Genomic DNA, 22612 nt, shown 5'->3' on the forward strand with positions numbered 1-22612 from the left:
GATGTATTCTTTATAAGCGCTCAGTTACCCACCGGCGGAAATGTGTAGCTGTTCTAGACTTTACTCGATAACCTAGAGAAATTATCAAATCTAATTATAGCGTTTATTTGGTAGTTCTTTCCATCACTGGCAGTTGTTCGGAAATTCCGAACAACTGCATTTTCTTCTAGTTCATCTTCCTCGAATATATTTTTTATATGTTAACTCATGTTTGATTTAGTTGTCTGAAACAGACCAACAAGTTGAGCTTAATTTAACCAAACCTTATCATCAACTAACTTAACATCAGTATTTGTTTTTCTATCTTCAACTTGATAAGTAATGATATCTGATTCATTATCCATAAGTTGCCTCCGTTTAAACTATTTAAAGCTTCACTCATTAATTAACAATATTATAGCATTTAGCGAAACGTATGTTCCGTTAAATGTATAAATTAATCATAAGATGAGATTCCCAAAAATTATCTAAACATCTCGTTATTTACTTTATAATTTAGTTGTTTCAATTAATATTAATTAATACTAATTACTAAAGCTCTACTCTTGTCGTCTCGTACATTTCAATCTCATAGATTCACATAAAAAAATTTAAGTCAATACATATTCATAGATCTATTCTCTTAAAAGCATCCCAAAAATAGTTAACATTTGAACCTTACATATGAATTGAAAATTTACCCCATAAAAAAAGAGCCTAGACACAAAAATGTCCAGGACCCTTATTCTTATCATCCTCTTTATTTCAGTCAATACCACTCACTTCACATGTGTCGTTATTAAGAGCTGAATTGATTTTGAGAAGTTTAATGTTAATAATAAAAGTAAGTAAGAATTCCTTGTCCAAAGTTGTCTTAAATATCATATTCTTAGCGCGAATTAACGAGTTTTGTAATCTTAATTTCTCAAACAGCCAATCGGGATGACATACACTCCATCTTCTCTCTTATAGCCATAGCCACTGGCGGTGATTACAGCTAAAAAAGTGGGTGGATTCATTGAATCTTGATCGATTTTATTAGCTAATTTCTTTAAACTTTCAGCGCCTTCCTCAATAGCTTTGTTTCCAAGTTTAACTTCAATAGCAGCCCACTGACCATTTTTAAAATGTAATATCGCATCTGCTTCTTGACCACTATGATCACGATAATGAAAGACCCTTCCACCCAAAGTCTCGGTATATATTCTTAAGTCCCTTACTACTAAGGACTCAAACAATAGCCCCATTGTTTCTAAGTCATTGATTAAATCTTCTGGATTGGCATCTAAAAAGTAAGCTGCAATTGCAGGATCAACAAAATGTCTGGTAGAACTAGTTGAAATGACTGTTTTTGATCTTAATTTGGGACTCCAAGCTTTTAAATCTTCTATCACAAATATTTTTTGTAAAGCTTCGAGATACTCACCCACTGTTTTTCTGTTAATAGAGTCAAAATTATTTATGACATCCCTTGTGATTGTTTGTATCGTTGCTTGAGTTGAAATGTGCCGAGAATATGATCTTAAAACCTGAAATACTTTTTCGTTATCACGACTGATACCATCAGCCGTAGCGATTTCAGTATTGACTATCGCTTGGCAATAGCCACTGACTTGTCTCTGCTTTATATCTAGTGATTTATCTACAGAAGCTGGCCATCCTCCTCCCACGATGAGATTCGCAATATCATCTATGGAATGTGGTGATTTGCTAGCTAGATTCCTATTATTTAGAAGGTCAGTGATTCGAATTTCACCATTTGAATCGCCACTTTCAAAGAGACTCATCGTTCTCATTTTTAATCTTGAAATTCTTCCGGTTCCTGAGTGAGCTATTAATGATTCATCAACACTAGTTGATCCTGTTAGGATATATAAACTAGTTTCTGCTCTTTGATCGACACTGAATCTAACAGAATCCCACAAATTGGGGGCATCTTGCCATTCATCAATTAACCGAGGATTCTTTCCTTCCAACAATATGGAGGGTTTTATATCCGCTAATCGTAAGTATTGTTCTCGTTCATCTGGATTTTGAAGGAAGAGAGCGCTCTTGGCTTGATTAAATCCGGTTGTAGTTTTACCACACCATTTAGGTCCAGTAATTAGAACCGCACCGAATGCCTCAAGCTCTTTTTCTAATAGTTGATCAACTAATCTAGGCAAATAGTTCTTCATATGACACCTCCTAGATTAATTATACAACATAACTACCAAGTTTTAAATATTTTGACTCCCGATTTTTAAAGATCGTAACTACCAAGTTTTAAATGTTTTAACTACCAAATTTCTATTATTTTGAATTCAGAATTACACATATTATAAATCTAGTGTTTATGAGGAAACTCTGCTCCTATCGCCGAAGACCAACTGTGCTCTATATTCAACTAATGCTTACACTTGTTTCATTAAAAGGATACATGTTTCCACATGTGTCGTGAGTTAAGGTTCTTTATTGGAATTTATATTGAGCACTCAATATGATACCAATACCTCTTATGGTACAAATAGTTACTTAGGTTTCTCATAAAATTCCTCAGTTATATTTTTATCTATATTTGAAATTAATTCTAATGAATCATTAACAATAAATTCTAACATTTTAATTTGAATTGCTCTATCAATGGTGTAGTCAAGTGTGAGAAAACTAGTGGTTGTACTTAACAAAAAGATTAAAAGTAATTGTAAGGGACGGCTAAGTCCATAATCATTTAGACCAAATATAATCTTATCATTTAATGCTCAATGTCCTATTGGAAAGTGTAAGCCATTATGGTTACTCTCCTTATTTTCGTGGTTGTTAATTTGGATTGAGTGTTCCATAATCGGCTATTTTTTTGTAGCAGAATGTCTAGCTTATTTTACAATTCAAGAAAAAATGGCTACATCTTTGGAATTCCATTATTTATGACATATATAATCATTATAATTAATTCTATGGTTAATATGACTAATAAAAATAGAAAGAATATTTAAACATTATCTTAAAGTTCTTTTTTACATTTTCTGTTAAAACTTCCTTTTTTATGTATTCAATATTTTTCTTTAATGGTAATTCTTCCTCTTTATTTATTTCATCTTCCTTACTTAATACTAATTCATCTAAAGTTATAGAAAATAAATTACTAATATCAACTAACCTTTCAAGTTCTGGTGTAGTATCTCCAACTTCCCATTTTGAAATTGTTTGTCTTGATACATTTAATTTTTCTGCTAAATCTTCTTGTGAATACCCATTTTCTTTTCTTAATTTATATAATTTTTCATTAAATTGAATCATTTAACTTACCCTTCTTTAAATCAAACCTTCTAAAATTTAAATATAGCAGCAACATTAAAATTGGAATTAATAATACGCTTCCTTCTATACCATAATTTCCACCTGTTATAATATTATTTTCAATTATATTTCCATACTTAATTAGTCCACTACTAGGTTGAATCCCACTAATTGGAGTCCCACAAATAACCCCAAGGCTATAATTCCATCCAATATGTAGTCCAATGGACGGTAGTAAGCGTCTTTCTCCTTCATTTATCATCGTAAATATAAAAGAAATTAATATTAGGTTGATTATGATAACTAAAACTTCAAGGGTAAAGATATTATCAATTGTTAAAATATGGGGAAGTGTGAAAAATATTGTATTTAAAATAAGGGCAATTGTATAATTACTATGCTCTTTTATTCTATTGTGTAAATACCCCCTGATTAATAATTCTTCAGAAGACCCTTGAATAAAATATGCTATAGCTGAAGCTATTATATATTTTAAATCTATTTTATTAAATCCTTTAAAATCATAAACCTTGCATAAAGATAAAAAAATTAGTGTTATTAATGGTAAAAATATTCCTAAAATTAAATACTTAAAACAAATCTTATAATCTTTTATAAAATTAATTCCGAATTCTCTTAAATTTCTTTTTTCTAACTTTACCACTATATAAAGTAAAATAATAAAAATAATAAATGACCCTAAAAATAATAAATTAAAATATTTACTAGTTTCATCAAGTACAAGATAACGACTTAAAAATAGAACTAAAAATTGCATTAAGGGTTTTCCGACCATAAAAATAATCAAAAATCTAAATAAATAAACTAATGACTTGTTTTTCAACTTTTCCATTTTACACCACCTTAAATATTATGTTTTTATCTTATTAAAGGTGTGTAATTGGCTCCACCAATTGAATCTAACATTTTGTCAACTAAAGATAACAATTATGTAATTTAAGTTTTAATGACTTCATAAATGATCTCTTCATCCTTAATATCCTTATGATAAAACTCTGTAATGACGAATCTATCCTCTACATTTAAATTATCCCATGCTGGTTTAAACCAATTTTTATTGAAATTTCATACTATTTAAAAGACATTAGTACAACAGTCTCAACATGTCATGTTGGCCACGTATAAATTGATAATTATGTGCTTGAAGTGTGGTTTAGATGATAAATAAAAAACAGTAATTACTATTAGCAATTACCGTTTCGAGATTCGATGGGACAATAATTATATTTAGAAGTATCATCACTATTATAATGCTGACTATCGTAACCTAAGTGATAATGATCAATGAGTAACGGGTACAGTATATTATCTACTTTTCCACAAATCACTCTGACAGATCCATTTAACCCGATTTGGTATAAATCCAAATCTTCTAGCTGTCCGGTTTGGTATTCGATGGATTCACTTTCATCTTTTCCCATTTTTGAATCTGTTTGAGAACTTTCTGTAGCACTACTGAATATCTCAGAATGTATTGTTTTAATAAAACTTATATATTTATTTCTTGCCTCTTCGGTTCTTTTTCCCTTTAGTTCATTAATCGAGTGACAATGGCCAAACCGTCTATCTCCCCAATTCTCATATACATATGGAATCAATTCATACATTATATAAATGAAATTATTTACAAACTCATTTTCATCCTTTGTAAAAGTTGTAAAATCTTTAATTTTAAATCCTTTTATCCAATTAGGGTAAGAAAAAGAAATAATAACATCTTGTTTATGAAGAGGAGTTTTGGTTAATTTAATATTCTTTTGTGGTTTTTTATTATTCTTTACTCGTTTTGCCAATTATTCATCTTCCATTTGTTCCAAATAATAAGAAAAAATTGTCTCATCTTTGATTGAATCGTATCCATTATCTAAAGGTTTCAATTCGCCTCTAGCTTCTCGCCATGGTTCTTCTTGATGAGTAATACTCTCAAGTTCATTAGCACTGTAATCTCCGTATACATCCCAAACTTGCTGAAACACGTCCAGCATATCCTCTGTATATAAATTCTCATCAGTGTCTTGTTTGGGTACATTATGATATCCATACTCTCTATATTCATTATAAATTGAATATATCACTGGGCCATGTACCCAAGCTTTAATTTTTTCATCAAATAACCTATTATTTATTCCCTCAACTGTTTCGTTCATTAAAGTAAGGTACCATGAATAAGCATAATAAACTAGCTTTTGGATTTTTTTGGGTGACATCGATTCTTTGCTTAAAAACCATTTCGCTACATCTACTGCTTCCATAACATCTACCCCCTTTTTGTATCTATATTAAATATATCATAACCAATTCCTAAATTACAGTACTTTATAGCCCTGAAAGACAGAGATCTATGCTTCACCGCCGCATAATTCTCTGTCTATCTTATTTTTCTATGGTAATGGCATCTCCAGTTTTCAATTCAACTTCGATGACTTTATCTTTAATGACTATGCCAGCTACCAATCGGTTAACTAAACTCTCATCATAATCTTCAAGTTGAATATGTTGGGTTTTTAGAAAGGCTTTAATGTCAGATAGTCGTCTACGTTTTTCTTCATTAGTGGCATTGATAATTAATAACTCCTGTTTCTTTTCTCTCAACTGAAATATCTTTTCTGCAATCCGTTCGTAGTCATCTTTTTGATTCGCAAACTGATACAATTTCTTCTGCAGGTCGTGGAGTTGATCATCCACTTCCTCCACTGTCTCATCATATTTGTTGTTAAGAACTCCTGTAATATTTTCCTTCAAGACTTTCAAGTAGTCACTCTTATTTCCTATGAACTCATTAATCGCCTCTAATATTGCTTCATGAAGGAGATCTTCCTTAACCGTTCTCGCCTGACATTGCATATGGTCAGTAAGGCGAGTCACACACCGCCAGACAGTCGCTTTACTTCCTCGACTGTTCCATTTTACTCGTCTAAAAATATCCCCACAGTGTTCACAAATTACTTTGCCTGATAAGGCATACTTTCCTTGGTACACTCGCTTCTGTTTTCGTTTGCCTGAATATAAGTTACTTCTTCTAGCCTTTTCTTGTTGAGCCAAATGAAAGGTTTCTTTGGAAACAATTGGCTCATGGTTGTCTTCGATATAATACTGTGGGACTGTCCCGTCATTTTCCACCCGCGTTTTGGTGAGGAAGTCCACAGTATAGGTTTTTTGAAGTAAGGCATCTCCCATATATTTTTCATTGCTAATAATGCGGTTAATACTATCTCCCGACCATTTTAGTTTGCCGGATCCCGTTGGGATTTTGTCGTTCATCAAGCCTCGTGCAATTCGTCCCGTCCCTTTCCCCTCAAGGTATTCTTTAAAGATGCGCCTGACCACCTTTGCCTGTTCCTGATTAATGATTAACGTACCTTCATCATCGGAATCATAGCCTAAGAACCGGGTTGTATTAAATTTCACCTGACCTTGTTGATATCGATATTGTAATCCTAACTTGATATTTTTACTCATGGATTCACTTTCTTGCTGAGCAAGAGATGCCATGATGGTAATCAGAACTTCACCTTTTGAATCCAAAGTGTTAATGTTTTCTTTCTCAAAGTACACTGCTACATTCTTTGCTTTTAGCTGTCTAATATATTTTAGACAATCTAAGGTATTTCTAGCAAATCTTGAAATTGATTTCGTGATAATCAAATCAATATTGCCTGTCAAACACTCATCTATCATCCGGTTAAATTCGCGCCGGTTCTTAGTATTAGTCCCTGAAATACCTTCATCCGCATAAATATCAACTAATCGCCAGTCAGGATTTTTGTTAATATAATTCGTATAGTGACTAACCTGGGTCTCGAAACTTCCAGCTTGTTCTTCACTTTCTGTAGATACTCGACAGTAAGCGGCGACTCTCAATTTTGGATGTTCTTTATCTAATACACCCTCTCGTATTTTTTTACGAGCTGGAATTACCATAACTCTTTTATCTTTCATACTTCCACCTCTATGCTTTCATACAGCACCGATGCCTTTCGTAGTGGGTCTCGTGGTAATTTGGCTTTTTCCTTCCAACAAAATTTAGTGGGGATAGAAATTCTAAGGGGCTTACACTCAAAGTTTCGTCCTAGCTTATTTTTTCGTTTTTTACGTTCTTGTTGAACTTGCTCGTATAGTTCTATTGAAACAATTGCCGGATAGAAATCTGTTCCCATATATATAGGATTTTCCAGAATCCTACCGATAAATCCATGGGTTTTATTGAGACCCGCTTCTTCACCCACTTTAACCAAAGACTTTCCAGTTAAATATATTTCAAATAAATCCCTAATTATTCTAGCTTCGTTTTCATCGACTGTTATTTCACCATGTTTTATCTGATATCCGTAATAAGTTTTCATTTGCTACTCCTTTCCGTAAATCTTAAACCACATTTTAGATAAAAATGAAAGGTTTCTCGATTCTCTACTTTTACCCTTTCTAAGAATTCACTTAATACATTATCCTCATGCTCATTAAATGGATTCCTTCGTTTCAATAATTGATTCAGTTTCTTTAATTCTTGAAATCGAATTAATTTATTTTCATCTTCCTCAAGAACAGTTCGTTTCTCGTTCAACAGATTCTTCTTTTCCTGTTCCATTCGGTTCAAGTGCTGATGATAAAATTCAACATCTATCAACCCACTACTATTAAGTTCCGTAAGTGTTTGGATGTTATTCTGACAATCCATAATTCTTTCCTCTACAAGATTCAATCGGTTTTGAGTGACAAAAGATGTTTCACTAAAAGCGTCAATCGTTTCTTCAATAAGTTCTTCTCTAGCAAATATTAGCTTGTTTATCATGGTCATGAATGCCGCTTGAATGTCAGTTTCCTTTATAAATTTCATCGGGCATTGTTCCTTGTTACTGATATGCGTAGGACAGCACCAAGCTATGTAATTGCTTTGATTAGTGGAATAGTGAATTCTCCTTTTATAATTACTTCCACAATGACCGCATATTATTTTCTTCGTTAAGGGGTAGACAGTATTGCCTCGACTTACTTTGGTTTCACTTCGATTACTGAGTAAATCCTTAACTTTTTCAAAGTCTTCTCTTGAAATAATAGCCTCATGATTATCTGGAATGTATAACATATCAACGTCACCGTCGTTAACATGACGCTGAAATTCCGAGTCAGTGTATGTTTTTTGATACAAAAAATCTCCGACATACCGTTCATTTGTCAAAATATACAAAATCGTACTATCTCGCCATATCTCTTTCCTAGGCGGAGTTATATCTTTAGAGTTGAGCTTATTGGCAATGCGATAAGTCCCTTCCCCAGCCAGATAGCTTTCAAAAATATCTTGAATAATCCTTGCTTCATTTTCATCTATTTCTAGATTATTATTTATAACTTTATAACCATATGGTGCACTAATGTGTCGATAGGAATTATTCTCAACGCGCTTTCTCAGTGACCACTTGATATTTTCGGATATTGTTCGTGATTCATTCTCCGCTAAGATACTCATTGAGGATAGTAATAATTCACCATCCATCTGTTGTGTATTCAAGTTTTCTTTATCAAAATAAATAGCTATTTTTAACGCACTTAATTCTCTGACTACGGTTAAACATTCCAAGATGTTTCTTGAAAATCGTGAAATGGATTTTATCAACACAAGGTCAATCTTTAATTGCTTGCAATCATCAATTAGAGATTGTAGATCTGGCCGTTTCTCCATATTCGTTCCGGTAATACCATCATCCGAATAGATCCCTACTTTATCCCATTCTGGATGAGAATCAATGAGTTGATCATAATGCGCCACTTGACTTTCTAAAGAACCTAATTGTTCTTCGCTATCCGTTGACACTCTACAGTAAGCTGCTACACGAGTTCGATTATTATTTAACGGTTGCTGCATCGCTTCTATTTTTGTTACTTTCTTCATAATCTCACCTCCTTCGGCAGTCACATATTACCTCTGAAACCTTATAATATCAACGTTTTAGGCCAGTAAATCCTTTAAGTATGGATTGAATTTTTCTAAGTTTAATTGATGTATTTCCGCCTTTTCCTCCTCGGTGATTAGACCGACTTCCTTTAATTCATTTAAGGCTTGTTCAGCCAGAAAATAATCTATTTCACCATAAAATTGTGATGTTGTTATTTTGTCTTTCATCGTTCTCCTCCTTATTGCTTTATCGCCAAAATAGAGGTGAGTTCTTTTGTAAGTTAGTCTCCCTCTTACTATTAGCCAGGAGAATGAATGAATTCGGACGGTCTAAAAAATTTAGGCAAAAAAATAGACCTACCAGCACAGAATGCTAGTAGGTCATCTTATTATTTCTCTTTCATGGTTACTAAATATATTACGCCATCTACTTCGACTTCACCTTCTCCTTTTCTTGGTTGAGGCTGCTCACCACCTGCTGCTTGTTCAGAAGACAATGTAATTAGGTCTTTATCATTTTTTAACTTCTCATTTACTGCTTTTTGTATCAGTTCTGGATCATGCCCCAGTGAACGAATGCTTTGAATTCTCTCTTGACCGTCTCCATGCTTTCCGGAAATAATTTCACCAACTAACTGCTCCTTTGTAATGGGTTGGATTTGACGGTTCACTTCTTTTTGAACTTTTACCGCATCATAGCCGGCTTGTTCTAATCGTTGTGTCCGAGCATTTCCATTTCCCCATTTTCCTTGAATCACTTCACGTGCTACTTCTTGAATAGGAAGTCCTCTGTTGGATGTCACAAAACCATAACGCGGTCTTGCATAGCCCTGAATGGTACTAGAATACTTATGATAGCTTCTTCTGGCTACTTGCGAAACACCATTAATAATCGCATTCCCCTCTATTGTATTGATGTTATTTCCAGATACCGATTCTACCAGCCCAATGTGTTGTGCCCAGTCAGTTCGTAGATGATCCCATCTAAAAATAACGATATCACCTGGCAAAGGTAAGTATGTGTTCTCAGAAGATTTAAGTTGATACCAGATCCCTTTTTGTTTAAAGATATTTTTATGACGTTCGACCCCACACTCCCGCCCAATTAAGTCTGTTGCCCCTGCTTCATCGGATATAACCGTTATAAAGCCATCACACCAATCATCGGTATATTTTACAGGATAGCCCACTGGTAATGGCTTCACCTGATTATAACGGTCAATTAAATTTTTATGGTTAGTTGATTGTTTAGTCATACCAAGGTATTTTTTTGCTACTTGTATTATATTATATGCACTTACAGGCATCTGCATTCCTCCTTCATCTAATATATCCAACGCCCCTGAATTTGCTGCGTTAATTGCTTTTCTTCTAGCAATCATTAGTTTTAAGTAATTCTTATAGCCAATCGCTGCATAATCATATTTTGCACCGCCCACCTTAAATAGACCTTTAACAGCTACTTCAAACTCTCTTTGACCACTCACGTTATAAATTCCTCCAGGACGTAATAAGTAGGTCCAATCATCAACAAAGTCCTCTAACGAATGATATCGATAATAATACCCCCCTTCTCTATCCGGTCGCTTACTTCCTTTGGTCACAGTAATCCCTGAAGGTCTCACTACAACATCTAAACTTTCTTCATTAAAAGGCATACTCATACCCGATAAGTTATTATTTTGAATCGCAACCGGACTCTTGCCCCACATACTTTCAACATGTAGTTGTGTAATTAATAAGGAAGGTAATATTAAGTAAGTTTTTGATTTGTCTAATATAAGCTGAATAACCTCTAGCGCGAAGGTAGCACCTTGATAATTTAATTCCATAATTCCTCCTAACTTTCCGAATCTTTATCTTCAGACTGATTAATTTGTTTGAGCGCTTCTTTGATTTTGGTAGGAACTGGCAACCCTATTTGAATCGCATTTTCCAATATTGACAATCCTTCATTTGAGGCATAAAAACTAATTATTGTTGTTCTCAACACTGCGGACTCTCCTCCAAAAATATGAACATCTAATAAGTTAGCTAGACTTACAATGACGAAAATCATAAATTTCTTGGTAATACCTTTACGCCCTATTCGACTCGACAATTCATGATCATGGTAGGCTCTTAATAAACCAGTCACATAATCCGATAGAACCAAAGCAACAAGAAATGTCAGTAGACCGTCTATTGGCCCCAGATACCATCCCAAAATGCCGCCAACAATTGCGCTTGTATTATTTACTACATTTGAATTTAATAGTGTTTTCAATCGTCTTCACCCACCTCTCAAAGATGCACGTAATTCCATAAATCGATTGCGATAGCGGATATTATCGATAAAGGTAATGTTATAAACATTGTCTCTAAACGTTATCGCAGTATCTTCAGAAATGTCGTCTCGATACCGGATTGTAAATTTTAATTCCTTTTCTAATGATAATCCTAAAGCTGAATAATACTCATCACCATGAAGATTTGATACATGAGCCCATGCGGATCCAAATTCAACATACTCTTTCCCATATGGCGTCCCATATTCATCCACTAATGTGCGTTCCTCTGCAAAACTAATTCTTTGGTTTAAATCATTGATCGTAATATTCATTAAAAAACCTCATTTCGATAAGGAAACAGAATCGCCCTCATTAACTGAATCATGGATTTAAAATCTGCAGTTTCTCGATTTTCATATAAATAGGCTACCCCATAAAGGATAGCCATGATAATATCTGCTGGGACTTCATCATATTCTGTCAATGAGTGTCTTAATGTATTTTCTACAGTTTGCTGGGAGGATTGAATGAGTTGAGTAATCAGACTATCTTCAACTTCATTCTCTACCCTTAAAAATAGCTTTGCTTCTTCTAAACTAACTACCATTACATTCACCTACTAACTATTATGCTCCTGCTTTTTGTTTTAATAACTTAACAGCTTCTGGTAAGATCAGCTTTCCGTCCACTCTTTGTGACCCTAAAAAACCAACCTGACCTGTCGTCGCATATAATTCATTTAATCGTTTAAAGCTGCGTCCTTCTCGATCCGCAATCCAGTAGTAACTGAAATCACCAAAAATCACAGTGGTTGCTCCAGCTGCAATTTCCGGAACATAAGGAGAGGTTAGGACAGGACAGTTTAAAATTTTATCTGGTGTACCGGCCACTAAAGATGGCTGCCAGATATATTGGCCATTAGTATCCTTTAGCTGACGAATGGCTTTGACCGTTTGGTCATTCATAATGAATACTGAATTTTTACGGTAAGGCTCTTTAACGGAATAATATAAATCAATAAGATTATCGAAAGTGATTGCCTTATCAGAAGTAGTAGTAATTCCTACCTCCACAGAATTATCAGAAAGTAGCCCTAATGGTTTTCCAACCCCATCCCCTACTAAGAAGGCCTCTTCTTCCTTAGATCCTAATCGGCGAGCAAACTCACGCGCAATATAACTTGGTAAATTAAACGCAGAATCGTTTAATAATTCCTCTGATACTTTTACTAAAGTCCCCAATTTATGAGCTCCTAATAAAACTTGATTGAAACTCAAATCACTCTCAACATAGGACCCTTCTTCATCCATCCAAGAAGCATCTCCTTTTGAAGCGACCACTGGAATTTTTCGTTCACCGCTACTCGTTTGAATGACTTTCGCAATGCGGCGGAAGATATTTTCTGACTCTAATCCTTCTATTAATTGTCGTTCAAATTCATCTGGGACTAAATACCCACCTTCTGAATCCGTTCCAACCTGCAGTGCATTCTGTATAACACCGCTATTCTTACCGCGCATTACATTCCAAAATGCTTGTTCATATTCTGGGCTGGCTTTCCCTGACGCAATTTCTTTTGTACTCTGCGGTGATGTGACAATACCTTGTGAAGTAGCTTGGTTCATCACTTTATCCATTTCTAGTTGTTTTTCTAAACGTTCAATTTCATGACCTAAAGAAATAACTTCTTCCTCCATCGCTTCATAGCGCTGCGTATCTTCTGCTGATAAGACATCTGACACTTTATAGCAATCATCTAAAAAATCCTTGGTTTGATCCCAGGCTTTAGCACGTTTTTGTCTTAATTCTTGTAATTTATTCATTAAATTTTCCTCCTAATATTTCAATCGCTCTAAGCGATCATAAAATGATTGAATCGGTGTGTATTTAGTTTCTAACTTCGCGACAAATTCAAGAGCTAATTGCTTCGTTGAAAAAGAATAATTTGATAACGCAAGCTCTTTATCACCTTGATAAATCACATCGCAGAAGCCGAGTTCTTTGGCTTTATTCGCATTCATCCAAGTTTCAGCATCCATCATCTTAGACAATTCTTCTCTTGATAAATCAGTTTTTAGTTCATAGGCATTAATAATTGATTCTTTCACTTCCTCTAACATAACAATCGCTCGACTCATTTCTTTACTGCTTCCCATCACCGCTGTTAATGGATTATGAATCATCATGAGAGAGGTTGGTGCCATCTCCACAGTTGTTCCGGCCATTGCAATCACACTGGCAGCAGAAGCAGCAAGCCCATCTACTCGAACTGTTACCTCATTGGGATAATTCATTAACATCGTATAAATTTGACTGGCTGCAATACAATCACCTCCCGGAGAATTCAACCAAATAATAATGGGACCATCTCCTTCATTTAATTGATTTTTAAATAGTTGAGGTGTGACCTCATCGTCTAACCAAGAATTCTCTGCAATGACTCCATCCATGACCAGCTCCCTTACACTTTCATTATTTGTCTTCTTCCAATTCCAAAATACGGTCATCTGCATCTACCCTCTCTCTATAAAAAGCCCCCGCTTGATCCAGTGGAAGCATGTTGCCATTCACTAAATATTGATTGCCACCCTCTTTATCACTGATATGGTTCATGTCTTCTAGCTCTCGAATGTCATTTGCTGAAAGCCAACCATTTTGACGTCCTACAGCATAACCATTCATCCGCGTCTCATAATCACCTCGTAAAAGTCCACTTACATTAAACTTTACAAAGTAAGTATCTTTCTCATCTTTAAAAAATAGTGATTGGTGGATTGCTTGTTCAATACGAACAAGCCAAGGATTTAGTGTGTATTTCACAAATTCCATGGATTGTTGTTCGATATTATTGAAGCTAGAACGGTCTAAATCCCCAATCATATGTGGCGGCACTCGGAATATTCGTGCTATTTCATTCAACTGAAATTTTCTTGTTTCTAAAAACTGTGCTTGGTCAGGTGGGATCGTTAATTGATGAAATTTCATCCCTTCCTCCAATACCGCGACACGATGAACGTTTCCTTTAGAAAATTGAGCTTGCCACGTTTCTCTTAACCGTTCTGGATCCTTGACAATCCCTGGATGCTCTAAAACGCCTCCGGGTGTTGCACCATTCGCGAAAAACCTAGCCCCATAATCTTCTGTAGCCAACGCCATACCAATCGCGTTTTTAGCCATCGCAATGGGGCTGTACCCCATCAACCCATCAAAGCCCAAACCCGGAATATGAAGAACTTCTGATCTAGTTAGTGATATCTTTTCTTCTCTACCTGAGCCATCAGAGGTTTTGGTGTAAACATAAATCAATTCATTATTCTTCGCTCTTTGAACTTCTACTTGATTAGGCATCAATGGGTACATTCCTAACACATCACCTCTACCGTTGCGAATCACTTGAGCATAGGCATTTCCGTATAGGAGCAGATGTGACATCATCGTTTCTCTGAAAGTAAAACTCGTCATTTCTTCATTGGGCTCATCATGTAATAGAAAGTAGAGAGGGTGCTCTCGTGCTTTAACTTTGCTGCCATTGTCTTCATAACGATATAAATGCAAAGGTAAGCTCGCAACAGCCTCAGATAAAATACGAACACAGGCATAAACTCCTGTTGACTGCATGGCCGTACTTTCATTCACCTGTTGGCCTGAAGGCGTTGATCCAAATAAAAAAGATAAGCGACTATTTGTAAAATTGGTCGGCTTATCTCTCGAACGAAATAACATTTTTAATTGTTCAAACATTTTCAATTTATCACCTCATTTATAACAGTAAGATACCTCGATCTTCATACACCGAACCATGTTTCCCAGCATTTCGAATAGTTCGATCTAATGCCATAATCGTTGCCACTATTCCATCAATTTTTTCAGATGATTTTTCCTTATCTGGTTTAATATTTCCTGCTGGATCCTTCTTAATAAAGATGTTATCCGCCATCCAATGTAAAACTGGATGACCACCATGAGCAATTTTTTCTTCAAGAACTAGCTTCATTAACTCTTTGGTCGGTGGACTCATGTCTTTAAAGCCTTGTCCAAATGGAACCACAGTGAAACCCATTCCTTCCAAGTTTTGCGACATTTGAATTGCTCCCCAACGGTCAAAGGCTATTTCCTGAATATTAAATTGAGTGCCTAGTTCTTCTATAAATTTTTCAATATACCCGTAATGAACGACATTACCTTCAGTCGTTAATAAATCCCCACTTTGTATCCATTGGTCATAATGAACATGGTCTCGACTTACTCTTAAAGCCACATTATCTTCTGGCATCCAAAAATAAGGTAGCACTGCATACTTATCTTCTTCATCTTCTGGGGGAAAAACTAATACAAATGCCGATAAGTCTGTCGTAGAAGATAAGTCTAATCCGCCATAACATACCTTACCTCTCAAGCGTTCTGGGTCTACTGGAAAATCACAGGCTAACCATTTATCCATTGGCATCCATCGCACCGCTTGTTTCACCCATTGGTTCAATCTAAGCTGTCTAAATGAATTTTCCTCCGCCGGATTCTGTCTGGCACTTTCAAAGGCTGCTTCGACTTTTTCCATAGCTACAGTAATATCTAAGGAGGGATTCGCTTTTTTCCAAACATCTGGATCGGTCCAATCCTCATCTTCCTTCGCTCCATAAATGACTGGATAAAAAGTAGGATCCGTTTTGCGGCCTTCTATAATATCCTCCGCTTTTTGATGAACCTCATAACCAATACTTTGAGTATCATTACCTGCTGTTGTAATTAAAAAATATAAAGGTTGTGTCCTCGCGTCCCCAGAACCTTTCGTCATAACATCAAATAATTTACGATTAGGTTGTGTATGGAGTTCATCAAAAATAACCCCACTAATATTAAACCCATGTTTCGAGTAGGCTTCTGCCGATAAAACTTGGTAAAAACTATTAGTAGGATGGAAAACGATTCTTTTTTGTGAGGCAAGAATTTTTACGCGTTTATTTAAGGCAGGACACATCCGCACCATATCAGCGGCCACTTCAAAAACAATTGAAGCTTGTTGTCTGTCTGCTGCACAACCGTATATTTCGGCTCGTTCTTCCCCATCCCCACAAGTGAGTAATAGCGCTAACGCTGCTGCAAGTTCTGACTTCCCTTGTTTTTTAGGTATCTCAACATAAGCTGTGTTAAATTGGCGATACCCATTAGGCTTGATGGTTCCAAATAAGTCTCTAACAATTTGTTCTTGCCAATCAATTAATTCAAATGGTTTGCCTGCCCATTGACCTTTGGTGTGCGTTAAACATTCAATAAAATCTACTGCGTAATCCGCTTTTTCTTTATCATATACTGATGTCTTTTCCTTGAATTGTGTAGGTACATACTTTTTAAGTTTTCTCAATCGTCTCCCTCCCAAAAAAAACCAGAAAACTCTTTAAGAGTCCTCTGGTTTTAGAAATTATTGAGCCATATTACAATGTCGACAATAATAGGCTGTTCTATCTCTCATATTATGACAATATTTACACTCGATTTCATCCAACTCACCGGTCGATAGAAGCGTCCTATGATAACATTTTTGACAGTACACTGTATCACCTTCATCACAAAGCCAATCTTGATCATCATTACCACAATTTGCACAATTCATATTAACCTCCTAGAAATATATGATTTTTTATTATAAATATATTATATCTTGTATAAAAATAGAAGTTAATATATATTCTTAACTTTATCCTTTTGATATAGTACGTTTAATGAAGAACCGTTATCCCAAGAAACCATAATGGAACCAATATCATCGACTCCTACAACGGTTCCTAATGTGCCCAAAGGAGGAGCTTGAACATCATCCATTTGAACTAATTCAACCCGACTGCCAATAGGGTATTGTTTTTTGATAGTTTCTAAAATTCGCTTATCCATTTTGAGCCTCCTTTGGAAATCTAAAAGCACTATTTCCGGATAACTCTTTAAGTAAGATATTTCTTACGTCTTTGTAGTCCGGTCCTATCATCCCAATTGCCAGTAAAAACGTTCTAAAAGTATATTTGTCATTATCCGTTTGCGTTTCTTTTGCTGAAATAAATTTCCGTTCTTTTACGTACTGAATGGTTTTTTCAATGAATATGACTGCGGCTTGTATGACTTCTTGATCCGGTTGTTCATCAAACCAAGGAAATTCTAAATGATCGCTTTTCACTTCAAAACAAACCCTGTTTGCATTTAAGGCTTTTTCAATTAGCACCCTTTTGGCAGTTAATAGCTTTTCTAATTTTACCAATTCTGCGGCTTCAATTAATGGCACTGAAACACTAAAGCCTGTTTCATTTTTTTGATTCATCACACTAAATCCGGCTTCCAGAATCGCTTGATGGACTTTTTCGTTTAAACCAATGACTGTCGCATCTCGTTCAACCTTTATTTCCCCAATTTGATAAGCATATGTGGGGGTGCCAAGATATTTTATCGCCTCACCAGTTGCTTTTGCTATGACTTCACACAGTTCTTTACGTTTACGACTTTCTAACTCATACATTATTTGCATGACTTCCCCTCCTTTTCTTCATGTACATATATCACTCTAAACGGAGTGAAAGTCCAGTTAATTATTGTTATATCTAGCTGTTTATGAGTCTGTTATAATTAGTTTTACATGAAAGGAGATAAAATAGTGCAAACAATCCAAATAATCTTAACTTGGTTAAACAATAATCGAGATATAGTCGCATTAATAGTTTCAATATTTACCTTAATAATTACAATCATTGATAAGTCAATTTCTTATAAAAATAGTAAAATTAATCTAAGTGTTCACATTAATAGTATTTACAGACTTACACCCAAGATGTTATTTGTTGAAATTTCTATCACCAACAATTCAAGTAAGGAAGTAGTTATCCAAGGTTCTAAATTGTGTATTGATAATAAAAAAGGGGAGGTACACGACATTCGACAATTATTTACTGTGAAAAATGTTAATAAGAATTTTCATGAGCCTATTTATATTAATGAATTTCCCATTACAATAGCACCTTTTAACGCCCAAAGGCTATGGCTAAGATATAATTTCAATGACGATCTTCCTTTGCTAGCCGAACAAACTAATGGAAAAATATTTCTCGTTTGTTTTGGTAAAAATTATGAATACGAAGTTAATTTACCGGTTAGTTTAACAGAGTCAAATTTCTTACAAAACATCTAGTTTATTTCATCATATGATAATTTCTTGTCTTGTCTGTAAAGAATGACGTCGGTACTATTTTTAACTTGTTCAATATACCGTTTGACAATCACATCGCAGTATTTCTCATCTAGTTCAATCGTATAACAAACTCGATCCGTTTGTTCACAAGCAATGAGCGTTGACCCCGATCCTCCAAAGGGATCCAGTACAATCCCATTGGTTAATGAAGAATTTAGAATTGGATATGCAATTAAAGGTACGGGTTTCATCGTTGGATGGTCGCCATTTTTCTTGGGTTTATCAAATTCCCAAATTGTGGACTCTTTTCGTCCGGTATACCATAGGTGCTTCCCTTTCTTCTTCCATCCAAATAGAATCGGTTCGTGTTGCCATTGATAAGGAGAACGACCTAAGACCAGAGATTGTTTTTTCCAGATACAAGTGCCTGATAGGTAAAACCCAGCCTCTTTAAAAGCTTTCCTAAAATTGAGTCCTTCCGTATCAGCATGGAAGACATAGATGGATCCATCATCTGCTAGGACATCATGAGAATGTTGAAATACATCTAATAAAAACTGATAAAAGTCTTCATCGCTTTGGTTATCATTTTGAATTTTCCCCGCTTTTCCTTCATAGTTCACATTATAGGGGGGATCTGTCACAACCAAATTTGCTTGACGGTCCCCCATTAACGATTCAAAAGTGGAGGCTTGGGTACTATCACCGCAAATTAAGCGGTGCCGGCCTAACTGCCAGATATCTCCTTGCTGCGTTATGGTGGGCTCACCAAGTACTTCATCCATATCAAAATCATCATCTTGAATCCCTTCTTTTAAATCATCTTTAAATAAATCATCTAATTCATCCGGGTCAAATCCTGTTAATGACACATCAAAGTCTGTTGCTTCTAGGTCCGATATTAAAATGACGAGTTTATCTTTATCCCAATCACCACTAATTTTATTTAAAGCAACATTGAGTACTTTCTCTTTGTCTTCATCTAAGTCAACAACGACGCAATCGATCGTTTCATAACCTAAATCTTCTAATACCTTGAGTCGCTGGTGCCCACCAACTACCCGCTCCGTTCTTTGATTCCAAATAATTGGATCAACGTAACCGAATGTTTCTAACGAACGTTTCAATTTTTCATATTCTGCATCACCTGGCTGTAAATTTTTTCGCGGATTATACTCAGCAGGAATTAATTCTTTAAGAGATAACTTTCTCATCTCCATTGATAATCCCCTCCTTTGTTAATTTCTTATGAGCTGTTTGCTCCCAGGGAAACCGACTCGAATTAAAGTGCCCATAACAAGCTGTGCGCTGATATTTAACATGCCTTAAATTTAAATAGTCGATAATTCCCTTCGGACTTAAATCGTAGGATAATAAAATGATTGCTTTAAGTTTGTCGTCCGATAATTTACCGGTTCCAAACGTATTTACTGAAATGGCAACTGGCTGTGCTTTGCCTATCGCATAGGATATGCCGATTTCACATTCTTCTGCTAGACTTTCATCAATCACTTGTCTTGCAATATGTCTTGCCATATAAGCACCTGACCGGTCAACTTTTGTGGGGTCTTTTCCTGAAAAGGCACCTCCACCATGAGCTCCTAAACCACCATATGTATCCACCATAATTTTACGACCCGTTAGTCCGGTATCTGCGTCAGGCCCTCCAATAACAAACCGACCAGACGGATTAATTAATATCAATGTATCTTCATCCAGTAAGTCTTGACGAACAACTGGTAGAATAACGTGCGATTTAACTTCTTGTTTTAATTGGTCGAGATTTTTATCCTCATTATGTTGAATCGAAATAACAATGGCAACAATCCTTTTCGGCTTCCCACCTTCGTATTCAACACTGACCTGGGACTTGCCATCTGAGTGGATTCCTTCAATCGTTCCTAACCATCTTGCTGAATCTAATCGCTGACATAATTGATGGGCATAAGATAACGGCATGGGTAAGCGGTCATAGGTTTCATTCGTCGCATAACCATAGACTGTCCCTTGGTCTCCGGCACCCAGCTGATCATGCTGACTTCCTTCTCGAACTTCCAGAGCTATATCAACACCATCTTGAATGTCTTTACTTTGTTTTTGAATATGCATGTGGATTTTTAATTTTCGCGCGTCATACCCACATGACTCCAATACGCGTCTAATAACTTGGCGGATACCTATTTTTGTATTACAAGTTATTTCCCCAGCAATAAATACATGACCTTTCGTAATCATTACTTCACAGGCCACCCGCGATTGATTATCTAGCGATAGTGCTTCATCTAAAATAGCATCCGATATTTGATCACAGAGTTTATCAGGATGCCCCTCACAAACACTCTCTGCTGTTTTAATTATTGTCATTGTCTATCCTCCAATTAAGATTTTTTTCTAAGTAGTTTTTCCATCAAATCATCTTTAGGTATTGGCCCATCATAGGATACACTTGCATTCTCTCGGACAATTTGGTAAATCTGATACCACAATGTATTAATTTGCTTCATGTAATCTTTTGACATCGATACATAAGGCGAAGCAATGGCATTACCCGTCGTCGGGTGTTTTGCCAGAAAACCAAATTCTGAAACAGCTTGCTCACACTGAATCCACCTGGAAACTGTCATCGCATATTGTTCAATCAATTGTTGATTGACTAAGGCTTCACATTCATACATTTTAAGCCAGTGCCACATCTCCTTATAAATTTCTTCCACATAAAGCTTTTCACCGTTTTTTTGTTCTTGTTTTAAATAATCATTAATAGGTGGCATATCGGTCGCTTCCAAACCTTCTGGTGTGGGTAGAACATAAGTATCCTTCAACCGGTCATCATTTATCTTGTCCACTAAAGCATTCTTCTTTCGTCCTGCTCCAATACGTGCGCCACCGCGCCTAGTACCATCTTTTGCCAACCACCTTTCACCTCATCTCAACTAACCCCACTGTCAGGCAAATAGGAAGGGGGTAATACCCTGTTTGAATTCAAAAAAATTTACGCGAGGGTCCCCGCCCGCTGAACGCCTTACCTTCAGAGAGATTCAACCTCCCCCTCCCCTCATATATTTCCACCATATTGACGTCGCTAAAACCTATTTCTAATATTTATACTCAACTCCCTTTGGAAATCGGTCCCCATCTAATATTGATTGCTTGGAGTGGCAGGGTTTGCACAATGTTTGAAGGTTAGAGAAGTCATTCGTTCCACCTCGTCCCAGCGGTAAGATGTGATGTACTTCCTGACCAGCAGTCAGTCTTCCCTCTGCTTGGCACTGCTCACACAAAGGATTCTGATGCAGATACAATTGTCGTATCCTTCGCCACTGTCTTCCATAGCGTTTGTTACTTTCAGGGTCTCTCTGATATCGATTGTAAGTTTGATGGCTTTCCTTTTGATGTGTATCACAGTACCGCCCATCTACTAACTCTGGACACCCTGGATAAGAACAAGGTTTCTTAGGTTGTCTTGGCACAGTCTTTCACCTCCACATAGAAAAAGCCCATACAAGTTTTCAGCTTGCATAGGCTCGTGTCTTATCTTTTTTTCCTAGCTTAACATTAACAAAAGAGTTAACTGACATTCAATGACATTTACTGCTAAGATTTAAATTGTTTAGTCACATCATCTAATCCTTTATTATGTAACCGATAGATATGGCGGATATTATAATTTAAGTCGATAGCAATTTGTTCAAAAGGGAGAAAGCATAGATAACGTTTCTCTAGTACCATTTGTTCTTCTGAATCTTTTACTAACTTTATCCTCACCATGATATCTCGTTTCAAGTCCACTAGCTTATCTATATCGATATTGATTTCTTCTTGGAGGCTCATTATTTTGATAACGGTTTCTTCTAAGCTAGACTGCTTGGAATGAGGATGCTTTGGCATGTCTGATAAAGTAGACGTTGCTTTAGTCGCTAAAAGTCTTAATTGGTCGACTTGTTCTAGTTTTGAATTAATACGTTGATCTAAGTAAAAAGCTTGTTGTAAATATTCTTTAGCATTCAA

27 protein-coding genes are annotated in these 22612 nt (G+C 35.8%); 1 reads left to right on the plus strand and 26 read right to left on the minus strand.

The window, feature by feature from the left end; translation table 11 throughout:
* Positions 1-10: 10 nt before the first annotated feature.
* The 21 genes from HZY91_RS11200 to HZY91_RS04915 all read right to left on the minus strand — a co-directional run bounded on the left by HZY91_RS11200 (position 11) and on the right by HZY91_RS04915 (position 17947).
* The gene (locus HZY91_RS11200) at positions 11-88 is read right to left on the minus strand and encodes a hypothetical protein (RefSeq protein ID WP_369122503.1); all 78 of its coding nucleotides are present in this window, start codon (positions 86-88) and stop codon (positions 11-13) included.
* 808 nt (positions 89-896) lie between these two features.
* Positions 897-2156: an ATP-binding protein gene (locus HZY91_RS04820; protein ID WP_197115131.1), complete on the minus strand. Its 1260-nt coding sequence runs from the start codon at positions 2154-2156 to the stop codon at positions 897-899.
* Between the two features lie 772 nt (positions 2157-2928).
* Positions 2929-3258: a helix-turn-helix domain-containing protein gene (locus tag HZY91_RS04825; RefSeq protein WP_197115132.1), complete on the minus strand. Its 330-nt coding sequence runs from the start codon at positions 3256-3258 to the stop codon at positions 2929-2931.
* Positions 3245-4111, minus strand: a complete 867-nt coding sequence (locus tag HZY91_RS04830) for a CPBP family intramembrane glutamic endopeptidase (RefSeq protein ID WP_197115133.1) — start codon at positions 4109-4111, stop codon at positions 3245-3247. The genes HZY91_RS04825 and HZY91_RS04830 overlap by 14 nt, the downstream gene beginning before the upstream one ends.
* A gap of 352 nt (positions 4112-4463) precedes the next feature.
* The gene (locus tag HZY91_RS04835) at positions 4464-5072 is read right to left on the minus strand and encodes a UU032 domain-containing protein (protein ID WP_197115134.1); all 609 of its coding nucleotides are present in this window, start codon (positions 5070-5072) and stop codon (positions 4464-4466) included.
* The gene (locus HZY91_RS04840) at positions 5073-5531 is read right to left on the minus strand and encodes a Panacea domain-containing protein (RefSeq protein WP_197115135.1); all 459 of its coding nucleotides are present in this window, start codon (positions 5529-5531) and stop codon (positions 5073-5075) included.
* A gap of 121 nt (positions 5532-5652) precedes the next feature.
* Positions 5653-7218 carry a recombinase family protein gene (locus tag HZY91_RS04845; RefSeq protein ID WP_197115136.1) on the minus strand — a complete coding sequence of 522 codons (1566 nt, stop codon included), beginning with the start codon at positions 7216-7218 and terminating at the stop codon, positions 5653-5655.
* Entirely contained in the window at positions 7215-7622 is a 408-nt protein-coding gene (locus HZY91_RS04850; protein WP_197115137.1) for a recombinase family protein, read from the minus strand. Before HZY91_RS04850 ends, HZY91_RS04845 begins: the two co-directional genes overlap by 4 nt.
* The gene (locus HZY91_RS04855; protein WP_197115138.1) at positions 7619-9166 is read right to left on the minus strand and encodes a recombinase family protein; all 1548 of its coding nucleotides are present in this window, start codon (positions 9164-9166) and stop codon (positions 7619-7621) included. The genes HZY91_RS04850 and HZY91_RS04855 overlap by 4 nt, the downstream gene beginning before the upstream one ends.
* Before the next feature lie 57 nt (positions 9167-9223).
* Positions 9224-9397 carry an SHOCT domain-containing protein gene (locus tag HZY91_RS04860; RefSeq protein WP_197115139.1) on the minus strand — a complete coding sequence of 58 codons (174 nt, stop codon included), beginning with the start codon at positions 9395-9397 and terminating at the stop codon, positions 9224-9226.
* A 161-nt stretch (positions 9398-9558) separates the two neighbouring features.
* Positions 9559-11001: a glucosaminidase domain-containing protein gene (locus HZY91_RS04865; protein ID WP_197115140.1), complete on the minus strand. Its 1443-nt coding sequence runs from the start codon at positions 10999-11001 to the stop codon at positions 9559-9561.
* Between the two features lie 8 nt (positions 11002-11009).
* On the minus strand, positions 11010-11435 hold the full coding sequence (locus HZY91_RS04870; RefSeq protein ID WP_218958242.1) for a phage holin family protein: 426 nt from the start codon (positions 11433-11435) through the stop codon (positions 11010-11012).
* Between the two features lie 6 nt (positions 11436-11441).
* Positions 11442-11771, minus strand: coding sequence for a phage head closure protein (locus tag HZY91_RS04875; protein ID WP_062467893.1), 330 nt, complete (start codon positions 11769-11771; stop codon positions 11442-11444).
* A complete protein-coding gene (locus HZY91_RS04880; protein ID WP_197115141.1) occupies positions 11771-12046 on the minus strand; it encodes a head-tail connector protein in 276 nt (91 codons plus the stop codon). The genes HZY91_RS04875 and HZY91_RS04880 overlap by 1 nt, the downstream gene beginning before the upstream one ends.
* Positions 12047-12065: 19 nt before the next feature.
* A complete protein-coding gene (locus tag HZY91_RS04885) occupies positions 12066-13262 on the minus strand; it encodes a phage major capsid protein (RefSeq protein ID WP_197115142.1) in 1197 nt (398 codons plus the stop codon).
* A gap of 12 nt (positions 13263-13274) precedes the next feature.
* On the minus strand, positions 13275-13946 hold the full coding sequence (locus HZY91_RS04890; protein ID WP_197115143.1) for a head maturation protease, ClpP-related: 672 nt from the start codon (positions 13944-13946) through the stop codon (positions 13275-13277).
* On the minus strand, positions 13912-15180 hold the full coding sequence (locus tag HZY91_RS04895) for a phage portal protein (protein ID WP_197115260.1): 1269 nt from the start codon (positions 15178-15180) through the stop codon (positions 13912-13914). The genes HZY91_RS04890 and HZY91_RS04895 overlap by 35 nt, the downstream gene beginning before the upstream one ends.
* Before the next feature lie 19 nt (positions 15181-15199).
* Complete coding sequence (locus tag HZY91_RS04900) at positions 15200-16798, minus strand: terminase large subunit (RefSeq protein WP_197115144.1); 1599 nt, start codon at positions 16796-16798, stop codon at positions 15200-15202.
* A 57-nt stretch (positions 16799-16855) separates the two neighbouring features.
* Positions 16856-17047, minus strand: a complete 192-nt coding sequence (locus HZY91_RS04905; RefSeq protein ID WP_197115145.1) for a hypothetical protein — start codon at positions 17045-17047, stop codon at positions 16856-16858.
* Between the two features lie 65 nt (positions 17048-17112).
* Entirely contained in the window at positions 17113-17325 is a 213-nt protein-coding gene (locus tag HZY91_RS04910) for a DUF4314 domain-containing protein (protein ID WP_197115146.1), read from the minus strand.
* The gene (locus tag HZY91_RS04915) at positions 17318-17947 is read right to left on the minus strand and encodes a hypothetical protein (protein WP_197115147.1); all 630 of its coding nucleotides are present in this window, start codon (positions 17945-17947) and stop codon (positions 17318-17320) included. Before HZY91_RS04915 ends, HZY91_RS04910 begins: the two co-directional genes overlap by 8 nt.
* Before the next feature lie 126 nt (positions 17948-18073).
* Between HZY91_RS04915 and HZY91_RS04920 the strand changes: the two genes are divergently transcribed.
* Entirely contained in the window at positions 18074-18604 is a 531-nt protein-coding gene (locus HZY91_RS04920) for a hypothetical protein (RefSeq protein WP_197115148.1), read from the plus strand.
* Here the strand turns inward: HZY91_RS04920 and HZY91_RS04925 are convergent.
* The 5 genes from HZY91_RS04925 to HZY91_RS04945 form a co-directional block, all read right to left on the minus strand.
* Positions 18601-19824, minus strand: coding sequence for a site-specific DNA-methyltransferase (locus HZY91_RS04925; RefSeq protein ID WP_197115149.1), 1224 nt, complete (start codon positions 19822-19824; stop codon positions 18601-18603). The two genes, HZY91_RS04920 and HZY91_RS04925, sit on opposite strands and share 4 nt — an antisense overlap.
* Positions 19799-20968 (minus strand): methionine adenosyltransferase, encoded by a 1170-nt coding sequence (gene metK / locus HZY91_RS04930; protein WP_197115150.1) that lies wholly within the window; start codon positions 20966-20968, stop codon positions 19799-19801. Before metK ends, HZY91_RS04925 begins: the two co-directional genes overlap by 26 nt.
* A gap of 14 nt (positions 20969-20982) precedes the next feature.
* A complete protein-coding gene (locus tag HZY91_RS04935) occupies positions 20983-21516 on the minus strand; it encodes a P27 family phage terminase small subunit (protein ID WP_197115151.1) in 534 nt (177 codons plus the stop codon).
* A 183-nt stretch (positions 21517-21699) separates the two neighbouring features.
* On the minus strand, positions 21700-22074 hold the full coding sequence (locus tag HZY91_RS04940) for an HNH endonuclease (RefSeq protein ID WP_197115152.1): 375 nt from the start codon (positions 22072-22074) through the stop codon (positions 21700-21702).
* 124 nt (positions 22075-22198) lie between these two features.
* Entirely contained in the window at positions 22199-22612 is a 414-nt protein-coding gene (locus HZY91_RS04945) for a hypothetical protein (RefSeq protein WP_197115153.1), read from the minus strand.

Origin of the sequence: Facklamia lactis (assembly GCF_015863205.1) — a bacterium.
Lineage (GTDB): Bacteria > Bacillota > Bacilli > Lactobacillales > Aerococcaceae > Facklamia > Facklamia lactis.